21 protein-coding genes are annotated in these 19,537 nt (G+C 68.2%); 2 read left to right on the top strand and 19 right to left on the bottom strand.

Annotated features, from left to right (window positions below):
* Window positions 1-28: 28 nt before the first annotated feature.
* From tatC to TN53_RS29820, 10 genes are all read right to left on the bottom strand, one after another.
* Complete coding sequence (gene tatC, locus TN53_RS29865) at window positions 29-997, bottom strand: twin-arginine translocase subunit TatC (RefSeq protein WP_095046806.1); 969 nt, start codon at window positions 995-997, stop codon at window positions 29-31.
* A gap of 47 nt (window positions 998-1,044) precedes the next feature.
* On the bottom strand, window positions 1,045-1,335 hold the full coding sequence (gene tatA, locus TN53_RS29860) for a Sec-independent protein translocase subunit TatA (RefSeq protein WP_046261827.1): 291 nt from the start codon (window positions 1,333-1,335) through the stop codon (window positions 1,045-1,047).
* 261 nt (window positions 1,336-1,596) lie between these two features.
* Window positions 1,597-1,791 carry a hypothetical protein gene (locus TN53_RS29855; RefSeq protein ID WP_046261826.1) on the bottom strand — a complete coding sequence of 65 codons (195 nt, stop codon included), beginning with the start codon at window positions 1,789-1,791 and terminating at the stop codon, window positions 1,597-1,599.
* A gap of 10 nt (window positions 1,792-1,801) precedes the next feature.
* Window positions 1,802-2,095, bottom strand: a complete 294-nt coding sequence (locus tag TN53_RS29850) for a hypothetical protein (protein WP_046261825.1) — start codon at window positions 2,093-2,095, stop codon at window positions 1,802-1,804.
* A complete protein-coding gene (locus tag TN53_RS29845; RefSeq protein ID WP_046261824.1) occupies window positions 2,092-3,132 on the bottom strand; it encodes a helix-turn-helix transcriptional regulator in 1,041 nt (346 codons plus the stop codon). Before TN53_RS29845 ends, TN53_RS29850 begins: the two co-directional genes overlap by 4 nt.
* A gap of 18 nt (window positions 3,133-3,150) precedes the next feature.
* Window positions 3,151-4,104: a helix-turn-helix transcriptional regulator gene (locus tag TN53_RS29840; RefSeq protein ID WP_046261823.1), complete on the bottom strand. Its 954-nt coding sequence runs from the start codon at window positions 4,102-4,104 to the stop codon at window positions 3,151-3,153.
* A gap of 129 nt (window positions 4,105-4,233) precedes the next feature.
* Window positions 4,234-4,605, bottom strand: a complete 372-nt coding sequence (locus tag TN53_RS29835) for an FKBP-type peptidyl-prolyl cis-trans isomerase (RefSeq protein ID WP_046261822.1) — start codon at window positions 4,603-4,605, stop codon at window positions 4,234-4,236.
* A gap of 60 nt (window positions 4,606-4,665) precedes the next feature.
* Complete coding sequence (locus tag TN53_RS29830) at window positions 4,666-5,670, bottom strand: FKBP-type peptidyl-prolyl cis-trans isomerase (RefSeq protein ID WP_046261821.1); 1,005 nt, start codon at window positions 5,668-5,670, stop codon at window positions 4,666-4,668.
* A gap of 128 nt (window positions 5,671-5,798) precedes the next feature.
* Window positions 5,799-7,160 (bottom strand): Pup--protein ligase, encoded by a 1,362-nt coding sequence (gene pafA, locus TN53_RS29825; RefSeq protein WP_046261820.1) that lies wholly within the window; start codon window positions 7,158-7,160, stop codon window positions 5,799-5,801.
* A 9-nt stretch (window positions 7,161-7,169) separates the two neighbouring features.
* A complete protein-coding gene (locus tag TN53_RS29820) occupies window positions 7,170-8,429 on the bottom strand; it encodes an MFS transporter (RefSeq protein WP_046261819.1) in 1,260 nt (419 codons plus the stop codon).
* 119 nt (window positions 8,430-8,548) lie between these two features.
* Here TN53_RS29820 and TN53_RS29815 point away from each other — a divergent pair, with 119 nt between their 5' ends.
* Window positions 8,549-9,565, top strand: coding sequence for a LacI family DNA-binding transcriptional regulator (locus tag TN53_RS29815; protein ID WP_046261818.1), 1,017 nt, complete (start codon window positions 8,549-8,551; stop codon window positions 9,563-9,565).
* A 63-nt stretch (window positions 9,566-9,628) separates the two neighbouring features.
* Here the strand turns inward: TN53_RS29815 and prcA are convergent, their stop codons facing one another.
* From prcA to arc, 6 genes are all read right to left on the bottom strand, one after another.
* Window positions 9,629-10,366 (bottom strand): proteasome subunit alpha, encoded by a 738-nt coding sequence (prcA, locus tag TN53_RS29810; RefSeq protein ID WP_046261817.1) that lies wholly within the window; start codon window positions 10,364-10,366, stop codon window positions 9,629-9,631.
* Window positions 10,367-10,427: 61 nt separating this feature from the next.
* Window positions 10,428-11,273 carry a proteasome subunit beta gene (gene prcB / locus TN53_RS29805; RefSeq protein WP_046261816.1) on the bottom strand — a complete coding sequence of 282 codons (846 nt, stop codon included), beginning with the start codon at window positions 11,271-11,273 and terminating at the stop codon, window positions 10,428-10,430.
* Window positions 11,225-11,818: an endonuclease VII domain-containing protein gene (locus TN53_RS45715; RefSeq protein ID WP_046261860.1), complete on the bottom strand. Its 594-nt coding sequence runs from the start codon at window positions 11,816-11,818 to the stop codon at window positions 11,225-11,227. Before TN53_RS45715 ends, prcB begins: the two co-directional genes overlap by 49 nt.
* 48 nt (window positions 11,819-11,866) lie before the next feature.
* Window positions 11,867-12,085 carry a ubiquitin-like protein Pup gene (locus tag TN53_RS29795; RefSeq protein ID WP_046261815.1) on the bottom strand — a complete coding sequence of 73 codons (219 nt, stop codon included), beginning with the start codon at window positions 12,083-12,085 and terminating at the stop codon, window positions 11,867-11,869.
* A gap of 188 nt (window positions 12,086-12,273) precedes the next feature.
* Window positions 12,274-13,785: a depupylase/deamidase Dop gene (dop, locus tag TN53_RS29790; RefSeq protein WP_420719139.1), complete on the bottom strand. Its 1,512-nt coding sequence runs from the start codon at window positions 13,783-13,785 to the stop codon at window positions 12,274-12,276.
* A 245-nt stretch (window positions 13,786-14,030) separates the two neighbouring features.
* Entirely contained in the window at window positions 14,031-15,797 is a 1,767-nt protein-coding gene (arc, locus tag TN53_RS29785; protein ID WP_046261813.1) for a proteasome ATPase, read from the bottom strand.
* A gap of 434 nt (window positions 15,798-16,231) precedes the next feature.
* Between arc and TN53_RS29780 the strand changes: the two genes are divergently transcribed.
* Window positions 16,232-16,537: a ferredoxin gene (locus tag TN53_RS29780; protein ID WP_046261812.1), complete on the top strand. Its 306-nt coding sequence runs from the start codon at window positions 16,232-16,234 to the stop codon at window positions 16,535-16,537.
* A 23-nt stretch (window positions 16,538-16,560) separates the two neighbouring features.
* Here TN53_RS29780 and TN53_RS29775 read toward each other — a convergent pair whose 3' ends face one another.
* The 3 genes from TN53_RS29775 to TN53_RS29765 form a co-directional block, all read right to left on the bottom strand.
* A complete protein-coding gene (locus tag TN53_RS29775) occupies window positions 16,561-17,139 on the bottom strand; it encodes a hypothetical protein (protein ID WP_046261811.1) in 579 nt (192 codons plus the stop codon).
* Window positions 17,140-17,352: 213 nt separating this feature from the next.
* Window positions 17,353-18,255 (bottom strand): tRNA (adenine-N1)-methyltransferase, encoded by a 903-nt coding sequence (locus TN53_RS29770; protein WP_046261810.1) that lies wholly within the window; start codon window positions 18,253-18,255, stop codon window positions 17,353-17,355.
* Window positions 18,256-18,301: 46 nt separating this feature from the next.
* Window positions 18,302-19,537: site-2 protease family protein (locus TN53_RS29765; RefSeq protein WP_052745334.1), on the bottom strand; the 1,236-nt coding region annotated here is incomplete at its 5' end.

Raw genomic sequence — 19,537 nt, 5'->3', positions numbered from 1 at the left:
ACTGACCCTACGAGCGGCTACCCGATCTTCAGGTCACGTCGTCATAACCGTTGACCCGGTCCGGTCCCGACGCCTGCTCGGGCAGTGCCCGGCTGGCGGAGACCGTCTCGATCTCGCCGATGTCCTCGGGGGTGAGGTCCAGGTCGGAGGCCTCGTCGTCGTCGGGGCCCTCGGCGTCGCGGCGGCGCCGACGCTTGTCGTTGACCAGGGAGAACAGCGTCGCGCCGAAGTACAGCACCCAGATGGGGCCGGCCAGCGCCAGCATGCTCAGCGGGTCGGTGCTCGGTGTCGCGACGGCGGCGAACACGGTGATACCCATGATCATCCCGCGCCACCAGCCGAGCATGCGCTTGCCGGTGATCATCCCGGTGAGGTTCAGGAAGATCAGCAGCAGGGGCAGCTCGAAGGAGAGGCCGAAGACGATCACCATGCGCGTGACGAGCTGGAGCAGATCGTCCAGCGGAAGCTGGTTGTCGATGCTGCCACTCGGCGTGAAGTCGATCAGCACCTTCGCGGTGGTGGGGAGCACCGAGTACGCGAAGTAGGCGCCGAGAAAGAACAGCGGGGCACCGGTGAAGACGAAGGCGTAGGCGTACTTCTTCTCGTGCCGGTGCAGACCCGGGGCGACGAACGCCCAGAGCTGGTACAGCCAGATCGGCGAGGCGACCACGATACCGGCCATCAACGAGACCTGGAGAGCCAGGTTGAAGGGCGCGAGCAGACCGTTGATGGTGATCCGGGCGCACTTCTCAGCGGTCTGCTGGTCGGAGGAGGCCGACCTGGCGAGTTCCGCGAAGCTCTGCTCGCAGCCGATCGAGTCCAGGATCGGCTTCGTCAGGAAGTTGATGATGTCGTTGTAGAAGAAGGCGGCGACGATCGTCACGAGGACGATGGCCAGCAGTGCCTTCGCGAGCCGGTTGCGGAGCTCACGAAGGTGATCCGCAAGGGGCATCCGCCCCTCGGGATCCTTCTCCTCATTGCGGGCAGACTTCAGCAACCCACGTTCCCATCTCGTGCAGCGGGCCGGAGGTCACCGGCCCTGCGTCAGCGCTTGGTCGTGTCCGTCGGCTCGGTGACCGGGCGGGAGCTGGTCACATCGCCGGGGGCGGCCTGGATGGTGCGCTGCGACTGGGGCTGCTGGTCGTCCTGGGGCGGGGCGGACGCGGCGGTCGCGTTGTCCTGGCCCTCGGACTTCATCGCCTTCGCCTCGCTCTTGAGGATGCGGGCGGACTTGCCGAGCGAGCGCGCCATGTCGGGAAGCTTCTTCGCGCCGAACAGCAGGATGACGACGACGAGGATGAGAATGATCTCGGGGGCGCCGAGCCTTCCGAACATAAGTCTTTACCTTCTCACCGAGGCGGCTGGGGTGGGGTGCTGTCCGACCGGTCGGACAGGTGTCCGAACGATCGTGTTGTCAGCGATCGTAACGCTCAGGGGTGAACGTGAGGCAATCCCCGTGCGTACTCCCGGACCGCGACCCGGGCCTCGTTCTCCGGTCCGCGACCAGCAGCGTACCTGCCCGGCCCCCCGGGGTGACAGGGCGAAGTGACCCAAAACGCTTCCGGCGCAGGACTCACATCCCGTGCACAGCAGGACTCACAGCGTGTCCACAGAGCGGGCGGTACTCACCGCGGCCCGCTCCAGATCCTCCGCGGCCCGGCCGATGCGCTGCGCCGAGTCCGCGACCTGCCGGCCCAGCCGCTGCGCCTCCAGGAACACCCGCACGGCGAGCACTCCGAGCACGACGAGTCCCAGGAAACCCACAGCGATCGCGAACATCGGCCAGAACATGGTGCCGAGCCTAGAGGGTGGAGTGGAGCCGCAAGGTGCTGACCCCACCCCCGGTCAGCAGCTCGACGATCCGCTCCCCCGCGGGCTTGCGGACGGAGGCGGCGCAGTCGGGGCAGGTGAAGGAGTAGAAGGTGGTCTTGCTGGTGGCGCCGACGACCAGCCGCAGGGCCCCGGCGGCGAGCTCGAACCGGCCGCGGCAGTCCGGGCAGCCCGCCCGGAACACCATCGGTGAGACGCTCCGCATTCCCGAGAACGCGGACGCCACCGAGATCCCCTGCACACCAGACGCCGCCGACTCGCTCAAAGCTCCTGCTCCTGCCTGTCGTACTGCCCGTCGTCGTTCGTGTGAGTTCGGTGTGAACCCTGCGTCTCGACCCCGTCGTACGCCGCCAGCGCCTCGCGGGCCGCCTGCCGGGCGCTGTCGGCGAGCTCGGGCGGCGAGACGATACGGCCGTCGCGGCCGAGCCGCAGCGCCAGGCGCCGCAGGGACGTCGGGTCGGGGGTGCGCAGGGTAATACGCAGCCCGCCGTCGGCGAGCTCATCCGCACTGTCGTGCGGGTAGTACTCGGCGACCCAGCGCCCGCCCGGGCTCACCTCGACGACGACCTCCGGGTCCTCGGCAGCCGGCTGCACCAGCGCCTCCGAGAGGTCCCGCAGCTCTATCTCGGGCGGCGCGGACGGCTCGTCGAGGATCTTGATCTCGGCGACCCGGTCGAGCCGGAAGGTGCGGCGTGCCTCGGAGCGGCGGCACCAGGCCTCGACGTAGGTGTGACCGACGCTGACCAGGCGGATCGGGTCGATCTCGCGCTCGGTGACCTCGTCGCGGGCGGGTGAGTAGTAGCGGATCCACAGCCGGCGCCGCTCGGAGATCGCGCGGTCGACATCGGCGAAGACCCCGCCCTCGGACTCGAAGGTCACCGACAGCCGGGAGCTGGCGCCCGCCTGCTCCCCCGCCGCGGTCTCCACCTTCGCCGTGGCCCGCAGCAGCGCCTGCCGGTCGCCCTCGCGCAGACCGGGCAGGGTCGAGACGGCCCGGGCGGCGACGAGCAGCGCGGTGGCCTCGTCGGCGGCGAGCCGCAGCGGCTCGGCGACGTCATCGGGGTTGTGCCACCAGATGCGCTCGCCGTCGGTGTCGATGTCGAGGAGGTCGCCGCCGCGGAAGCTGGTGCCGCACATGGGCAGCACGTCGAGGTCGGAGACGAGCTCGTCCTCGGTGATCCCGAAGGCACGGGCGACGTCCTCGACACGGGCGCCGGGCCGCTCCTTCAGATAGGTCACCAGGGAGAGCATCCGCCGGGTCTGGTCGATGGCGTTGACGGGCCTGACCGGTTTGCCTGCCACTGTGTTGCTCGCTCCCCCTCAGCCCTTGGCCACGGCACGCAGCCGGTCCACCACATCGGCCCGCAGTTCGGCCGGTTCCAGGACGACCACGTCCGGGCCGAACTCCACCAGCCAGGCGTCCAGCCCATGGCCGTACGGAATCTCCAACTCGTCCCACCCGTCGCCCAGTTCCCGCACCGCGGCGGCCTTCGCCCGCAGCGGGTAACCGGCGCCCGCGCGCAGCCGGATCAGCGCACTGCGGTCGGCACTCTCCCCCGCCCAGCTCGCGACGGTCTCGCGGACGGTCACCACGTCCGGCACCTCGGCGGTGAAACGGGCGCCGCGCGAACGCACCTTGCCGGTGATCCGGGACAGCCTGAAGACCCGCTCGGCGCCCCGGTCGCGGTCCCAGCCGGCCAGATACCAGTGGCCGCGCCAGCACTCCAGCGCCCACGGCTCGACATGCCGGGTCTCGGGGTGCGCGGCGGTGGCCTTGCGGTACTCGAAGACGACCGGACGGCGGTCGCGGCAGGCCAGCATCAGCGGCTCGAACGCGGCCTCGTGCACGGGGATCCGCGGCTCGAGGGCGCCGTGCGCCTCGTACGGGTCGAAGTCCTCGGGCAGCCCGGCCGCACGCAGCTTCTGCAGGGCGCCACTGGCCGCGCCCGCGAGCCGCGCCTGCTGCCACACCTTGGCGGCGAGACCGAGGGCGGCGGCCTCCTCGGCGTCGAGGGTGACGGGAGGCAGCCGGTTGCTGTCGCGGCGGGCGAGGTAACCGACGTCGCCGTCGAGGTTCTCCACGGTCTCGATGACGAGCCCGAGTTCGCGCAGATCGTCCTTGTCGCGCTCGAACATCCGGTTGAAGCTGTCGTCCGAATTCGCTTCCAGGTAGGCCTCGATGGACTGACGCAGCTCACGCTTGCTCAGCGGCCTGCGCGTCCCCAGCAGACACAGCGCCAGGTTCATCAGCCGCTCGGCCTTGGCAATGGCCATCGACGCCCTTCGCCTCCCTATGGTGCTTACTGACGATGACCGTACCGCCCCGCAGTGGCGTGGCAAAAGCCGAGGGCCCATGCCCGGACAGGCATGGACCCCAGATGATCGACAGTGATCGTACGACGATCAGACGCCGACCAGGTCGACGACGAAGATCAGCGTCTCACCCGGCTTGATGGCCGGGGTCGGGCTCTGGTTGCCGTAAGCGAGGTGCGCGGGGATCGTCAGCTGACGACGGCCGCCGACCTTCATGCCCTGCACGCCGAGGTCCCAGCCCTTGATGACGCGGCCGCCACCGAGGGGGAACTTGAACGGCGTACCACGGTTCCAGCTGGCGTCGAACTCCTCGCCGGTGCTGAAGGCAACGCCCACGTAGTGCACGGTCACGTTCTGACCGGCCTGCGCGACCTCGCCGTCACCCTCCCAGATGTCCTTGATCTCGAGGTCCGCCGGGGCTTCGCCCTCAGGGAAGTCGATCTCGGGCTTCTCGATGCTCACGTCTCTAGCTCCTGCTTGTCTGCGGAAAGGCAACCCACACAGTCTTACACCCCGAGGGGGTCAGAGCTTCGCCAGGATGTCGACCGTGAAGACCAGCGTCGAGTCCTTCTCGATGCCGCTGCCGCTCGGCGGGTTGTCGCCGTAGCCCAGGGCCGGCGGGATGACGATGAGAACGCGACTGCCGACCTTCTTGCCGGTCAGACCCTGCTTCCAGCCCTTGACGACGCCGTCCAGCGAGAACGACGTCAGGGTCTTCCTGGCATACGTCGAGTCGAACTCCTTGCCGGAGTCCCACAGCACCCCCTTGTACTGCACGAGCAGACTGCTGTCGGCCGCGGCCTCCTCGCCGTCACCCTCGATGACATAGGCCGACACGAGCTTGTTCGGCGCATCCTTCTTGGGGATCTCGACGGAGGGCGCCTTGCCGTCCGTGTTCGTACCCACCTTGGGCAGATCGACGTCGTCCTGCGCCACGTCCGTGCCCTTGGCGGAGCTCGTGACCGGGTACACACCCTTCATGTCCACCACGAACACCAGCGTGTCGGTGCCCTTGATGCCACCCTCCGCGTAGCCCGCCTTGCCATAGCCCCAGGTGGGCGGGACGGAGAACTCGACGCGGCTGCCGACCTTCCTGCCGACCAGGGCGTACCGCCAGCCGTCGATGACACCGGCCTGCGCGAGCTGGATGGCGAGCGCGGCGCCCCGGTCGAAGGAGTTGTCGAAGACCTTGGCCGTGTCCCAGATCTGGCCGAGGTAGTTCGCCACGAGGAAGTCGCCCTCCGCGGCCGTCCGGCCGTTGCCCGCGATGAGCGTCTTCACCGCGAGCTGGCCGGACGGGTCACCGCTGCCCTTGGCGACGGTGGGCTTCTCACCGAACTTCGCGCCCGCGGTGATCGCCGGCAGCGGCCCGTCCACGATCTTCGGCGCCGGCGCGCCGGACGTGGCCGAGGCGGACGGCGACGCGCTGTCGCCGCTCTCCGCCGAACTCGCCCCGTCGTCCTCGTTGCACGCGGCGAGCGTGGCCATTCCTGCGGGTACGGCAATCAGTAGTGAGCGTCGGCGCACGGTAAGAGCCTCGTAATCGGTCGATCTTGTGGATGGCGTGCGCGCAACTCTACGGCGTGAGAAGGGCGCCGTACGGATAACGTACGGCGCCCGTGTGGCGTTCCGGAAGGCGATCCGGAACGCATTGCTCACATACCGGCGATCAGCTTCTCGACCCGGTCGTCGACCGAACGGAACGGGTCCTTGCACAACACCGTGCGCTGGGCCTGGTCGTTGAGCTTGAGATGCACCCAGTCGACCGTGAAGTCCCGGCGCTGTTCCTGAGCCCGGCGGATGAAGTCACCGCGAAGACGGGCCCGAGTGGTCTGCGGGGGCACCGACTTGCCCTCGAAGATCTTCAAGTCGTTGCAGATACGGGCTGCTTGACCCTTCCTCTCCAGAAGGTAGTAGAGACCACGACGACGGTGAATGTCGTGATACGCGAGGTCTATCTGCGCGACCCGCGGGTGGGACATGGTCATGTTGTGCTTGGCCCGGTACCGCTCGATGAGCTTGTACTTCATGACCCAGTCGATCTCGGTGCCGATCCGGTCGAGGTCCTCGGCCTCGATCGAGTCCAGCACCCGGCCCCACAGCTCCAGGACCTGCTCGACCGTTCCGGTACGGATGCCGCGGCGCTCCACGAAGTCCACGGCCTTCTCGTAGTACTCGCGCTGCACCTCCAGCGCGGAGGCCTCCCGGCCACTGGCCAGACGCACCTTGCGCCGGCCGGTGATGTCATGGCTGACCTCGCGGATGGCCCGGATCGGGTTCTCCAGCGTCAGGTCGCGCATCACGGTGCCCGCCTCGATCATGCGCAGCACGAGGTCGGTCGCGCCGACCTTGAGGAGCATGGTCGTCTCGGACATGTTCGAGTCGCCCACGATGACATGCAGGCGGCGGTAACGCTCGGCGTCGGCGTGCGGTTCGTCGCGCGTGTTGATGATCGGCCGGGAACGCGTCGTCGCCGAGGAGACGCCCTCCCAGATGTGCTCGGCCCGCTGGCTGACGCAGTACACGGCACCACGCGGGGTCTGCAGAACCTTGCCTGCGCCACAGAGCAGCTGGCGGGTGACAAGGAAGGGAATGAGGATGTCCGCGAGCCGGGAGAACTCCCCGTGGCGGGCGACGAGATAGTTCTCGTGGCACCCGTAGGAGTTTCCGGCCGAGTCCGTGTTGTTCTTGAAGAGGTAGACGTCGCCCGCGATTCCTTCCTCGTGCAGGCGTCGTTCGGCGTCCACCAGGAGTCCTTCGAGAATGCGCTCGCCTGCTTTGTCGTGCGTGACCAGTTCCGTCACGTTGTCACATTCGGGAGTCGCGTATTCCGGATGTGACCCGACATCGAGATAGAGGCGGGCGCCGTTTCGCAGAAAGACATTGCTGCTGCGGCCCCATGACACGACACGGCGGAAGAGGTACCGCGCCACCTCGTCGGGAGACAGGCGTCGCTGTCCCCTGAACGTACACGTGACGCCGTACTCGTTCTCCAGCCCGAAAATGCGGCGGTCCATGACTGAACATTACGCCCGATCCCCTGTGCTGAAACGGGGTTCGACGGCACGGTTTGGATCATTTTCCGATGAAGCCGCAACCACCCCCCGCCCACCAGGAGCTGCGAGGACCCGTCCGGTGGCCAGCAGAACAAGCAGGGAGACACCCCCCGCGACACCCGGCACGGCGAACCCCCACAACGCCCCTCCGGCCTCTACGACCGGCCCCGCGACGCCCGTTCCGACCGAGGCACCCACGGTGAACGTCGTCACAAGCCAGGAGAAAGCCTCGGTGACCGTGCCCCGCGGCGCGTGATGGTCGACCAGCACGAAGGCACAGGCGATGGCGGGCGCGAGGAACACCCCGGCGACCACGGTCAGCAGCACCATGGCGACCGCGCCGGGCATCAGCAGCAACGGCAGGTAACACACCGCCAGCAGGGCCACCAGCACCTGTAGTCGACGCGCCGGCTCGCCGGTCCACTGCCGCGCGCCGTACACGGTGCCGCCGACGAGGGCGCCCAGACCGATCGCCGCCATCAGCCAGCCGTACACCACGTCGCCGCCGTGGTCGTCGGCGTACGGCACCGAAGCGACCGTGATGGACCCGAGCGCGATGCCGACGAACAGGAACGCGCCCAGCAGCGCCAGCAGTCCGGGCGAGCGCAGCGCGCCGAGCCAGTGCGCCTCGCGCGGCGCAGATCGCCACGCGCGCGACGGCCGCGAGACGACCACGGACAGCGCGCCCAGCACCCCGATGACGTTCAGGACCAGCAAGGCGGCCCGGGCCGACCACAACGACGTGCACACCGTCACCAGCAACGGCCCGAGGGTGAACATGACTTCCTGCGCCACGGCGTCCATCGCGTACGCCGTGTGCACCTGCCCCTCCTTGCGCAGAACACTCGGCCACAACGCCCGCAGTCCGCCCTCCAGCGGCGGCGTGAAAAGCCCGGCGACGGCCACGGCGACACAGGCGGCCGCGAGCCTGTCAGGGCCGATGAACGCGAAGGCAGCCATCGCGAGGGCGGAGGCGATCGCCGCGGGCAGCTGGACACGGGGCTGGCCGTGCAGGTCCACCAGCCGGCCCAGCACGGGCTGCCCGACGGCGTTGGCGACACCGTAGACCGCCGCGAACGCCCCGGCGAGGCTGTACGAGCCGCCCTCCGCACGCACGAACAGCACGATCGCGATGGCGGCGGTGGCGTTCGGCAGCCTGCCCACGAGAGTGCCGACCAGCAACCGCGTGGCGTGCCTCGCCCTGAGGATCTCCAGGTATCCCGCGGCCATGTCCCGCCCTTCCCGTGCCGTGACGTGCGCCGGTGACGCATGAGGTTTTACGTATAACGTCCTCCGTCATACGTACCATGTGCGCTGACGACGAGTCCAGACGAAGGAGCAGCCAGCCGGTGGCACGAGGCAGCGCACGCCCCACCAGCCGCGACGTCGCCCAAGCCGTCGGCGTCTCCCAGGCCGCCGTCTCCCTGGTCCTCGGCGACAAATGGCGAGGCCGAGTCTCCGAAGCCACAGCGGAACGGGTACGCCGAGCCGCCCACGAACTCGGCTACCGACCCAACCTCGCCGCCCGCAACCTCCGCCTCGGCCGCACCCGCACCGTCCTGCTCGTCGTCCCCGCCCTCACCACGGAATTCTTCGCAGGCGTCTACACCGGCGCCGCACGCATCGCCGCCGCACACGGCTTCGGCGTCCTCCTGTACCCCTCCCCCGAAGGCGTCGGCCCCGCCAAAAACCCCTTCGCCTCCGCCCAGGCCGCCCTCGACGGCGTCCTCGCCTCCTCCATGGCCGCCGACGCCCTCACCGCCATCCGCGGCGACCAACTCCCCCTCGTGATGCTCGACAGCGACCCCCACGGCAGCCTGGGCGCGGCCACCGTGAACCTCGACATCGCCGACGGCACCCGCCAGGTCGCCGACCACCTCCTGAACCTCGGACACCGACGCTTCCTGCACCTGGCCGCCGACATCCCCTCCTGGACCTTCGAGGTACGCGCACGCGAACTCGCCGCACGCCTCGCAACAGTGCCTGGCACCTCACTGCACACAGCACACACCCCCATGTCCATCGAAGGCGCCCTGACAGCCACGGAGACAGCCCTCCACACACCCGGCCCCCACCCCACCGCCGTGATCTGCGACGACGACAAACTGGCCGCCGGCGCCTACAAAGCCCTACGCCGACAAGGCCTGCGCATCCCCGACGACGTCTCCGTCACCGGCGTCGACGACATCGCCCTCGCCGCCGCCCTCGACCCCGAACTGACCACCGTACGACTCGACGCCGAACTGTTCGGCGAGCACGGCATGCGCGCCCTGCTGGCCGTCCTGGAGGGCCACACACCCGACGCAGGCGACATCCCCGTCGAACTGGTCGTACGAGGCTCCACCGCACCCCCCACCGCCCCCTGAACGCGCTGTGCCCCGGCCGAGTCAACGGCCGGGGCACACACAAGGACGAGGTGAGACGCGGGACTACTCCTCCTCGGAGCTCTCCGCCTCGGTGGCCGCGCCGCCCGCCTCAAGAAGCCGGTCGAGCTGACGACCCACGATGCGCTTGAACTTCCGCTGCTGCGGACGCGTACGGTCCAGCACCGCCACCTCCAGACGCTCGGCGGGAATCTCCCGCTCCGTGCCGTTGGTGTCCCGGGACAAGGCCTGGACAGCCAGCTTGAGGGCCTCGGCGAGGCTCATGCCGTCCTGATGACGCTGATCGAGATAGCCACTGATCTGCTCGGCATTGCCACCCACCGCGACCGAACCGTGCTCGTCCACGATCGAACCGTCATGCGGCAGCCGATAGATCTGGTCGCCCTCGGGCGTCTCACCCACCTCGGCGACGACCAGCTCCACCTCGTACGGCTTCTCGGCCGCACTGGAGAAGATCGTGCCCAGCGTCTGGGCATAGACATTGGCCAGACCACGGGCGGTCACGTCATCACGGTCATAGGTGTACCCACGCAGATCCGCGTAGCGCACACCACCGATCCGCAGATTCTCGTACTCGTTGTACTTGCCGGCCGCCGCGAAGCCGATCCGGTCATAGATCTCGCTGAACTTGTGCAGCGCACGGGACGGATTCTCACCGACGAAGACAATGCCGTCGGCATACTGCAGCACGACCAGGCTGCGACCGCGGGCGATGCCCTTGCGGGCGTACTCCGCCCGGTCGGCCATCGCCTGCTGGGGGGAGACATAGAACGGCGTCGACACCGGTTATCCGTCCCTTTCTGTCGAAGTCACTGCGATCACCTTGCAAGCACCGGATCCGCCGCTACAGCAGCGCGGCCCGCGGACCGTCAGGCTGCTCCAGACGCCGCTCCAGGATCGAGCGGGCGATCTCGGAGGACTCCTCGTCCGTCAGCCGGCGGAAGCCGTCCTCGGTGATCACGGTGACGATCGGATAGATCCGGCGCGCGACATCGGGACCACCGGTCGCCGAGTCGTCGTCAGCCGCGTCATACAAGGCCTGCACCACCAACATGGTGGCCTCGGCCTCGGACAGACCGTCATGGAAGAACTTCTTCATCGCACCCCGGGCAAAGATCGAGCCCGAGCCGGTGGCGGCGAAGTTGTGTTCCTCGGAGCGGCCACCGGTGACGTCGTAGGAGAAGATTCGGCCCTTGCCACGGTCCACGTCGAACCCGGCGAAGAGCGGCACCACGGCCAGGCCCTGCATGGCCATACCGAGGTTGGAACGGATCATGGTCGACAGCCGGTTCGCCTTGCCCTCCAGCGAGAGCTGCGCCCCCTCGACCTTCTCGAAGTGCTCCAGCTCCAGCTGGAACAGCTTCACCATCTCCACGGCCAGACCAGCGGTACCGGCGATGCCGACGGCCGAGTACTCGTCCGCCGGGAACACCTTCTCGATGTCCCGCTGCGCGATGACATTGCCCATCGTGGCCCGCCGGTCACCGGCAAGCACGACCCCGCCCGGGAAGGTCACGCCGACGATCGTGGTGCCGTGCGGCGCCTCGATCACGCCCTGGGTCGGCGGCAGTTGGCGGTTGCCCGGCAGCATCTCCGGCTGGTGGTCGGACAGGAAGTCCATGAAAGAGGCGGACCCAGGCGTCAGGAAGGCAGCCGGTAGACGCCCGGTGCTACGAGTGTTGGCTTCCACGCGATTCCTTCCAAGTAAGCGGCGGCCCGGCGGACGGCGTCGGGGTCATCCCCCAACTTGCCGATGGCCGAATTGCAGTTGAAGCACAGTACGCCACGGACCCTACCCGTCTTGTGGCAATGATCCACATGTACGGCTGGAGCCTTTAGGCAGATGACGCAGAGCCCCATCTGAGATGCGACCATCTCGTCACGCTCGGCTTCGGTGAGGCCGTAATGGCGCTTCAGGTGGCCCGCACGGCCCTTGATCGCCTTGCATGACTTGCAGAGCGTCGCGAAACCGTCCGAAGCACTGCGATTACGTGTCCACTCACTGTGCGGTTTGATCTCGCCGCACGTGCGGCAGTGCTTGTGGCCGACTGGTACATCCACCCGCGGCCGAACGTTGCGCCCCTTGGCGACTTGCCGCGCCTGGTGGTACGCCGACGCGCAGTCCCGGCAGTAGACCTGCAGGCCATCACGCATTGCCTTGTTGCTTGCGAAGGCTGTCCGCGGCTTGTCCTCCTTGCACCGCGGACAGCACTTCACGCCTTGCTCTTCTGCCACTCGAAGCCCCCGCTAGCGACAAGCCTTCGATTCGAAGGGAAACGCGGCCTACTGCCCGCCTTTTTGCACGAAGGAGCGCACGAAATCCTCTGCGTTCTCCTCGAGCACATCATCGATTTCGTCCAGAACCGAGTCGACGTCGTCGCTCAGCTTCTCCTGGCGCTCCTTGAGGTCCTCGGTGGCTGCCGCCTCCGGTGCCGCCTCCTCGACTTCCTCGGTGGAACGCGTGGCCTTCTGCTGGCCGCCGCCGGTGTCCTTGGTTGACATAACCCTCACCCCGCTCGTTTCGCCCGACATGGTCGCCAGGTCGGCTATCCGCCGATCGGTGATGATCAGACCCTACAAGCCTGGTCTGACATCGGCCCCGCAGTTTCCTCAACGTACGGGGGCCACCTCGATGATTCCCGGACGATGGGATTTCCACCCTGTCCGGCGGTCTCGTTCCGGGTACCCGCTCAGTTGCCGGAGAGGACCCTGACCAGGTCTTCCGCGGTGCGACAGCGGTCCAGGAGCTCCTTGACGTGATTACGCGTTCCGCGAAGCGGTTCCAGGGTTGGAACGCGCTGCAGAGAGTCCCGGCCCGGCAGATCGAAGATCACCGAGTCCCAGGAGGCCGCGGCGACGTCGTCGGCGTACTGCTCGAGGCAACGGCCCCGGAAGTACGCGCGGGTGTCCTCCGGCGGCTTCGTACGGGCCCGCTCGACGTCGGACTCGTCCAGGAGGCGCTTGATCCTGCCGCGGGCGGCGAGACGGTTGTAGAGGCCCTTCTCGGCCCGTACGTCGGCGTACTGGAGGTCGAGGAGGTGGAGTTTCGCGGCGTCCCAGTCGAGGTCGTCGCGGCGCCGGTAGCCCTCCATGAGTTCGCGTTTGGCGACCCAGTCCAGCTCGCCGGCGAGGCTCATGGGGTCGTTCTCGAGCCGGTTGAGAGTGTCCTCCCAGCGGGCCAGGACGTCCTTGGTCTGCTCATCGGCGTCCGCGCCGAAGCGCTCCTCCACGTACTTGCGGGAGAGCTCGAAGTACTCCATCTGCAGCTGGACCGCGGTGAGTGTGCGGCCGCTGCGGAGGGTGACCAGGCGTTGGAGCGTCGGGTCGTGGGAGACCTGGTGGAGGGTGCGTACGGGCTGGTCCACCGCCAGGTCGACGGCGATGAAACCGTCCTCGATCATGGACAGCACCAGGGCCGTGGTGCCGAGCTTGAGGTAGGTGGAGATCTCCGAGAGGTTCGCGTCGCCGATGATCACGTGGAGGCGGCGGTACTTCTCGGCGTCCGCGTGCGGCTCGTCGCGGGTGTTGATGATGGGGCGCTTGAGGGTGGTCTCGAGGCCGACCTCGACCTCGAAGTAGTCGGCGCGCTGGCTGATCTGGAAGCCGTGTTCGTGGCCGTCCTGGCCGATGCCGACGCGGCCGGCTCCGGCGAAGACCTGGCGGGAGACGAAGAAGGGGGTGAGGTGGCGCACGATGTCCGAGAAGGGGGTTTCCCGCTTCATCAGGTAGTTCTCGTGCGTGCCGTAGGAGGCGCCCTTGTTGTCGGTGTTGTTCTTGTAGAGGTGGATCGGCTGGGCGCCGGGGAGCTGTGCCGCGCGCTCGGCGGCTTCCGCCATGATGCGCTCGCCGGCTTTGTCCCAGAGGACGGCGTCGCGTGGGTTGGTGACCTCGGGGGCGCTGTACTCGGGGTGTGCGTGGTCGACGTACAGGCGTGCGCCGTTGGTGAGGATGACGTTGGCGAGGCCGATGTCCTCGTCGGTGAGCTGGCTGGAGTCGGCGGATTCGCGGGCGAGGTCGAAGCCCCGCGCGTCCCGCAGCGGGTTCTCCTCCTCGAAGTCCCAGCGGGCCCGTCGGGCCCGGTGCATCGCCGCCGCGTAGGCGTTGACGATCTGGGACGAGGTGAGCATGGCATTGGCGTTGGGGTGGCCGGGGACGGAGATCCCGTACTCCGTCTCGATGCCCATTACTCGCCGTACAGTCATGCGGCCCTCCTTGCCCGGCGGCGCCCTCGGTCGGGGGCGGCGCTCAAGTACCGCTGGCGCTCCGGTGCGTGTGCGGTGCCCGTCCCCGCACTGCGCGACTCGGCGGTACCGAAGAGCCTAGAACGGCTTTGCGCTGGTGGGGAGATCATTTGCGTCATTGCCTTGCACGCCTCTTGTTCCGGTTAGTTGCCTGAAAAACAGTCGGCTGCGGGTACCCGGTGAGGGCACCCGCAGCCGCCCCGCTTTTACAGGTACTGACCGGTGTTGGCCACCGTGTCGATGGAGCGTCCGGTGTCGGCGCCCTGCTTTCCGGTGATGAGGGTACGGATGTAGACGATCCGTTCGCCCTTCTTTCCGGAGATCCGGGCCCAGTCGTCCGGGTTGGTGGTGTTGGGCAGGTCCTCGTTCTCCTTGAACTCGTCCACGCAGGCCTGGAGGAGGTGGGAGACGCGAAGGCCCTTGGCGTTGTGGTCGAGGAAGTCCTTGATCGCCATCTTCTTGGCGCGGCCCACGATGTTCTCGATCATGGCGCCGGAGTTGAAGTCCTTGAAGTAGAGGACTTCCTTGTCGCCGTTGGCGTAGGTGACTTCCAGGAAGCGGTTTTCCTCGGACTCCGCGTACATGTGTTCCACGGCGGTCTGGATCATGCTCTGGACCGTGGTGGACCTGCTGCCGCCGTGCTCGCCGACGTCGTCGGAGTGCAGCGGGAGGCGCTCGGTCAGGTACTTGCCGAAGATGTCCTTGGCGGCCTCGGCGTCGGGACGCTCGATCTTGATCTTCACGTCCAGGCGGCCGGGGCGCAGGATGGCGGGGTCGATCATGTCCTCGCGGTTGGAGGCGCCGATCACGACCACGTTCTGCAGGCCTTCCACGCCGTCGATCTCGGCGAGCAGCTGCGGGACGATGGTGTTCTCCACGTCCGAGCTGACACCGGAGCCGCGGGTGCGGAAGAGGGATTCCATCTCGTCGAAGAAGACGATGACGGGTGTGCCCTCGGAGGCCTTCTCACGTGCACGCTGGAAGACGAGGCGGATCTGTCGCTCGGTCTCGCCGACGTACTTGTTGAGGAGTTCGGGGCCCTTGATGTTGAGGAAGAAGCTCTTGCCCGTGGCCTGCCCGGTCACTTCGGCGACCTTCTTGGCGAGCGAGTTGGCGACGGCCTTGGCGATGAGCGTCTTGCCGCATCCGGGGGGTCCGTAGAGCAGGACGCCCTTGGGCGGCCGCAGTTCGTGCTCCTTGAACAGGTCGGGGTAGAGGTACGGGAGCTCGACCGCGTCGCGGATGGCCTCGATCTGGCCGCCCAGACCGCCGATCTGCTCGTAGCCGATGTCCGGGACCTCTTCGAGGACGAGTTCCTCGACCTCGCTCTTGGGTACGACTTCGTAGACATATCCGGAACGGGGTTCGAGGAGCAGGGCGTCGCCGGGACGGATGACTACGTCCAGCAGTGGCTCGGCGAGCCGTACCACCCTCTCCTCGTCGGTGTGCCCTTGCACCAGTGCGCGTTCGCCGTCCTCGAGGATCTCCTTGAGGGTGACGATGTCGCCGACGCTCTCGAACTCCATGGCCTCGACCACGTTGAGTGCTTCGTTGAGCATCAGTTCCTGGCCGCGCCGGAGTTCTTCGAGTTCGACGCTGGGGCTGACGTTGACCCGGAGTTTGCGTCCTCCGGTGAAGATGTCGGCGGTGCCGTCCTCGTTGGCCTGCAGGAAGACACCGAAGCCGGCCGGGGGCTGTGCGAGCCGGTCGACTTCCTCCTTGAGGGCCACGATCTGGTCGCGGGCCTCGCGGAGTGTGTTGGCGAGTCGCTCGTTCTGGGCGGACACGCCGGCCAGATTGGTCTGCAGTTCGACGATCCGCTCTTCGAGAATTCTCGTGTGCCGCGGAGAGTCGGCGAGCTTGCGTCGCAGGACGGCGATCTCCTGCTCAAGGTAGGCAATCTGCCCGGCCGGGTCGTCGGACCCTCGTCCCGGGCGGATGCCGCGGTTCATGTCGTCGTCGTGGGCTGCCACGGTCCTCACCTCCTCCAAGGGGAGCTGGACGCTTCCAGACCCTACCTGGGTGGGTGTCGATTGAAACCCCTAGATCACCATGAGTGTCAAGGTGTGTCGTCGGTCACCCTGCGCCATCCCTCTACGCCGTGTGGATACCCAGTGAACGTGCTTCAGAAGCGGACTGTTCCAAGGTCGGAGTGCTCGAAATCTTCCACGGTGGGCCCGAGTTGCCCACAGCGTCGCCGGTCGGGAGGCCGTGGAACGGCGGCTCGGACGCCTGTGGTCCGCTCCGCCGGGGCTCCGGTGCGGCTCGTTCACGTCTTGAGTTCGTTGACGGAGCGTGTACGGACGGGTGGGACGTGTCACTGTCCGGGCCGTCTTGCGAGGGCCGGTCGGGCGCGGGTGGCCGGGGGTAGGGTCGTGGGTGTTCAGCATCCGATGGGGCAGGAGACATGAGCGTGCAGCAGGAAGCCGTGGCCGACGGTGAGGCTCTCGAGGTCTGGATCGATCAGGATCTCTGTACCGGCGACGGCATCTGTGCGCAGTACGCGCCCGAGGTGTTCGAGCTGGACATCGACGGTCTGGCCTATGTGAAGGGCGCGGGCGACGAGCTGTTGCAGGCCAAGGGCGCGACGACGCCGGTGCCGCTGCCGTTGCTGACGGACGTGGTGGACTCGGCCAAGGAGTGTCCTGGCGAGTGCATCCATGTGCGCCGGGTGTCGGACCTGGTCGAGGTCTACGGGCCCGAGGCGGATTGAGTCGTCGGGGCCCTGCGCGCGTATCAGACGCTGTGGGCGCCTGCGGGTGTGGAGCGGACGAACGCGCCGTCCTTCCACTGCCACTTGGCGCTTGTGTTCACGTCGGGGCAGCAACTGGGTACGGAGTCGGAGGAGTAGCCGACCATGTCGGCGGCGACCGTTGCGTCGGAGACCGTGAGAGTCTTGACGGTGATGCGGTCCTTGGGGTCCACGAGGGTCGCCACGACGCGCGGGGTCTTGGCGTCGGCGGCCTGGGTGAGGACGTAGACGCCGTCGGGTGGGGTGCCCATGGGGGCGTCGCAGTGGACGACCGCCACGGTCTCGGGCCTGCCGTCGCCGTCGAGGTCGCCGGAGGCCTTCTTCACCACCAGTGCCTTGACCGGGCCGCATTCGATCGGGAAGTCGACGGCGGTGGGGTCGGGGGCGGTGATGGTGGTGGGGGCGCTGTGTGACTGGGGGCCGGCGGCCTGGGCGGCCGTGGCCGGATTGGGCTGGAGCACCGAGGAGAACGCTATGACGCCGGCGACTGCCGTGGCGGTGGCGACCCAGTGGATGGGGCGGGTGTGGGTGTGAGCGAGTTCCGGGACCGCGGATTGCTGCACTGAGGGTGACTCCCGAGAGGGCTGGTGCCGGTGGGGGTGGCCAGCATGGTGCCACACGTCACAGCGCGGCGGAACGGCGGGGGCGGTGCTTGTCGGCTCGCGGCCTTGCGTTTTCTGGTGCGGTGTCAATGAAAGGGCGCCGTGGCCGAGTTCCGGGAGACTGTCGGGAACTCGGTCACGGCGCCGTTGCGTTGTACGCGGCACGGGGCCGTCTCAGCGGCCGGAGCCTCCGTCGGCGTTCGGTCCGGTGTAGTCCTCGCCGTAGGCGCCCTTGGCGGGGCGGCGGCGGCGCATGGGCGGCTCGACGCCGTCCGCGAGGCGGCGGGCGGTGAGGAGGAACCCGGTGTGGCCGATCATCCGGTGGTCGGGGCGGACGGCCAGGCCTTCGACGTGCCAGTTGCGGATCATCGATTCCCAGGAGGTCGGCTCGTTGAAGCTGCCGATCTCGCGGATGGATTCGACGGTCCGGGCGAGCTGGGTGGTGGTCGCGACGTAGCAGCAGAGGATGCCGCCGGGGACCAGCGCCTTGGAGACGGCTTCCAGGCATTCCCAGGGGGCGAGCATGTCGAGGATGACGCGGTCGACGTCGGTGTCGGACAGGTTGTCCTGGAGGTCGCCGACGGTGAGCTGCCAGGCGGGGTGCGGGCCGCCGAAGTAGCGCTCCACGTTCTGCTGGGCGATCTCCGCGAAGTCCTCGCGGCGCTCGTAGCTGTGCAGCATGCCCTGGTCGCCGATGGCGCGCAGCAGGAAGCTGCTGAGCGAGCCGGAGCCGACGCCGGCTTCGACGACGCGGGCGCCGGGGAAGATGTCTGCGAAGGCGAGGATCTGCCCCGCGTCCTTCGGGTAGACGACGGCTGCGCCGCGGGGCATGGACAGGACGTAGTCGGGGAGCAGGGGGCGCAGCGCGAGGTAGGCGACGTTCCCGGTGGTGCGGACAACGCTGCCCTCGGGAGCACCGATCAGTTCGTCGTGCGGGAAGGAACCCTTGTGGGTGTGGAAGTTCTTCCCGGCCTCGAGCGTGAACGTGTAGTGGCGGCCCTTGGGGTCGGTCAGCTGAACCTGGTCCCCGACCTTGAAGGGCCCGCGCCTGCGGGCGGCACCGGTCGGTTCGGACATGTGAACAGACTACCGGGGTTTGTGGAGGGCGCCGACCACTTGGATTTCAGTTGGGGCGGGCCATGGCCTTGACGAAGGCGCGCTCGACGTCGGCGGCGGAGAGGACGCCGTAGATCTCTCCGGTCTCCTCCACCACCAGGTACTCGGTGGCGGGGGTGGCGCGCAGGGTGTCCAGGAGGTCCTCGCCGGCGAGTTCCACGGAGACGCGCATGCCGTCGGTGAGGTCTTGGGCGAGGCCGCTGACGGCGACCCAGGGGCGGCGGTGTTCGGGGACGCCGACGATGGCGGCCTCGCGGACGAGGGAGAGGGGTTCGCCGTCGGCGTCGACGACGACCAGGGCGCGGGCGCCTGCTTCGTTGGCGCGGCGCAGGGCCTCCGAGAGCGGGGTGTCCGTCTCGACCGGGACGGCGCGGCGGGTGAGGTTGCGGGCGCGTAGTTCGGGGAGGTGTTCGCGCAGGCGGGCCATGCGGAGGCTGTTGCCGGCGCCGGTCCAGATGATCGCGGCGAGGATGGCGGCGAGCAGGGCGTCCATCACGGTGTCCATGCCGACGTTGTCCTCGGCGTTGGAGCCGAGTGCTCCGGACTGGGTGAGCAGGGGGAGGCCGATGAGGACGGAGACGGCGAGGGCGCGGCCGACCCAGGCGGCGGCGATGGTGCCGCTCATGGGCTTGCCGGTGATCTTCCAGACGACCGCGCGGAGCATGCGGCCGCCGTCGAGGGGGAGGCCGGGCAGGAGGTTGAAGGCGGCCACGATGAGGTTGGAGATCATCAGGCCGGCCAGCAGGACGCCGGGGACGGTGCCGGGTTCCACGGGCTGCATGGCGAGGTAGAAGAGGCCGGCGAGGACGAGGGAGAGGAGTGGGCCGACGAAGGCCAGGACGAACTCCCGGCCCGGGGTCTCGGCTTCCTTCTCGATCTCGGAGACGCCGCCGAAGAACTGGAGCTGGATGCGGCGTACGGGCAGCTTGAAGCGCAGGGCGGCGACGGTGTGGGCGAGTTCGTGCACGAGCACGGAGGCGTAGAAGGCGACCGCGAAGAAGAGCGATACGAGGTAGCGGGCGGCGCCGAGCTCGGGCAGGACGCGGTCCAGCTGGCCGCCGAACACCCAGGTGATGAGGGCCGCGACGAGGAACCAGCTGGGCGCGACGTAGACGGGCACGCCGAAGGGGCGTCCCATGAGGAGTCCGCCGCCGGGGTCTTTCTGGCGGCGGGGCGGGCGGCTCCTGGCCGTGCCGGAGTGGGCGAGGGTGCGGTCGGGGTGGGTGTGGGGGGAGTCCGCGGG

It is taken from the genome of Streptomyces sp. WM6386 (genome assembly GCF_000972385.1).
Lineage (GTDB): Bacteria > Actinomycetota > Actinomycetes > Streptomycetales > Streptomycetaceae > Streptomyces.
Note: the sequence above shows the minus strand (reverse complement) of the source record. Positions and strands in the feature narration are given on the sequence as shown.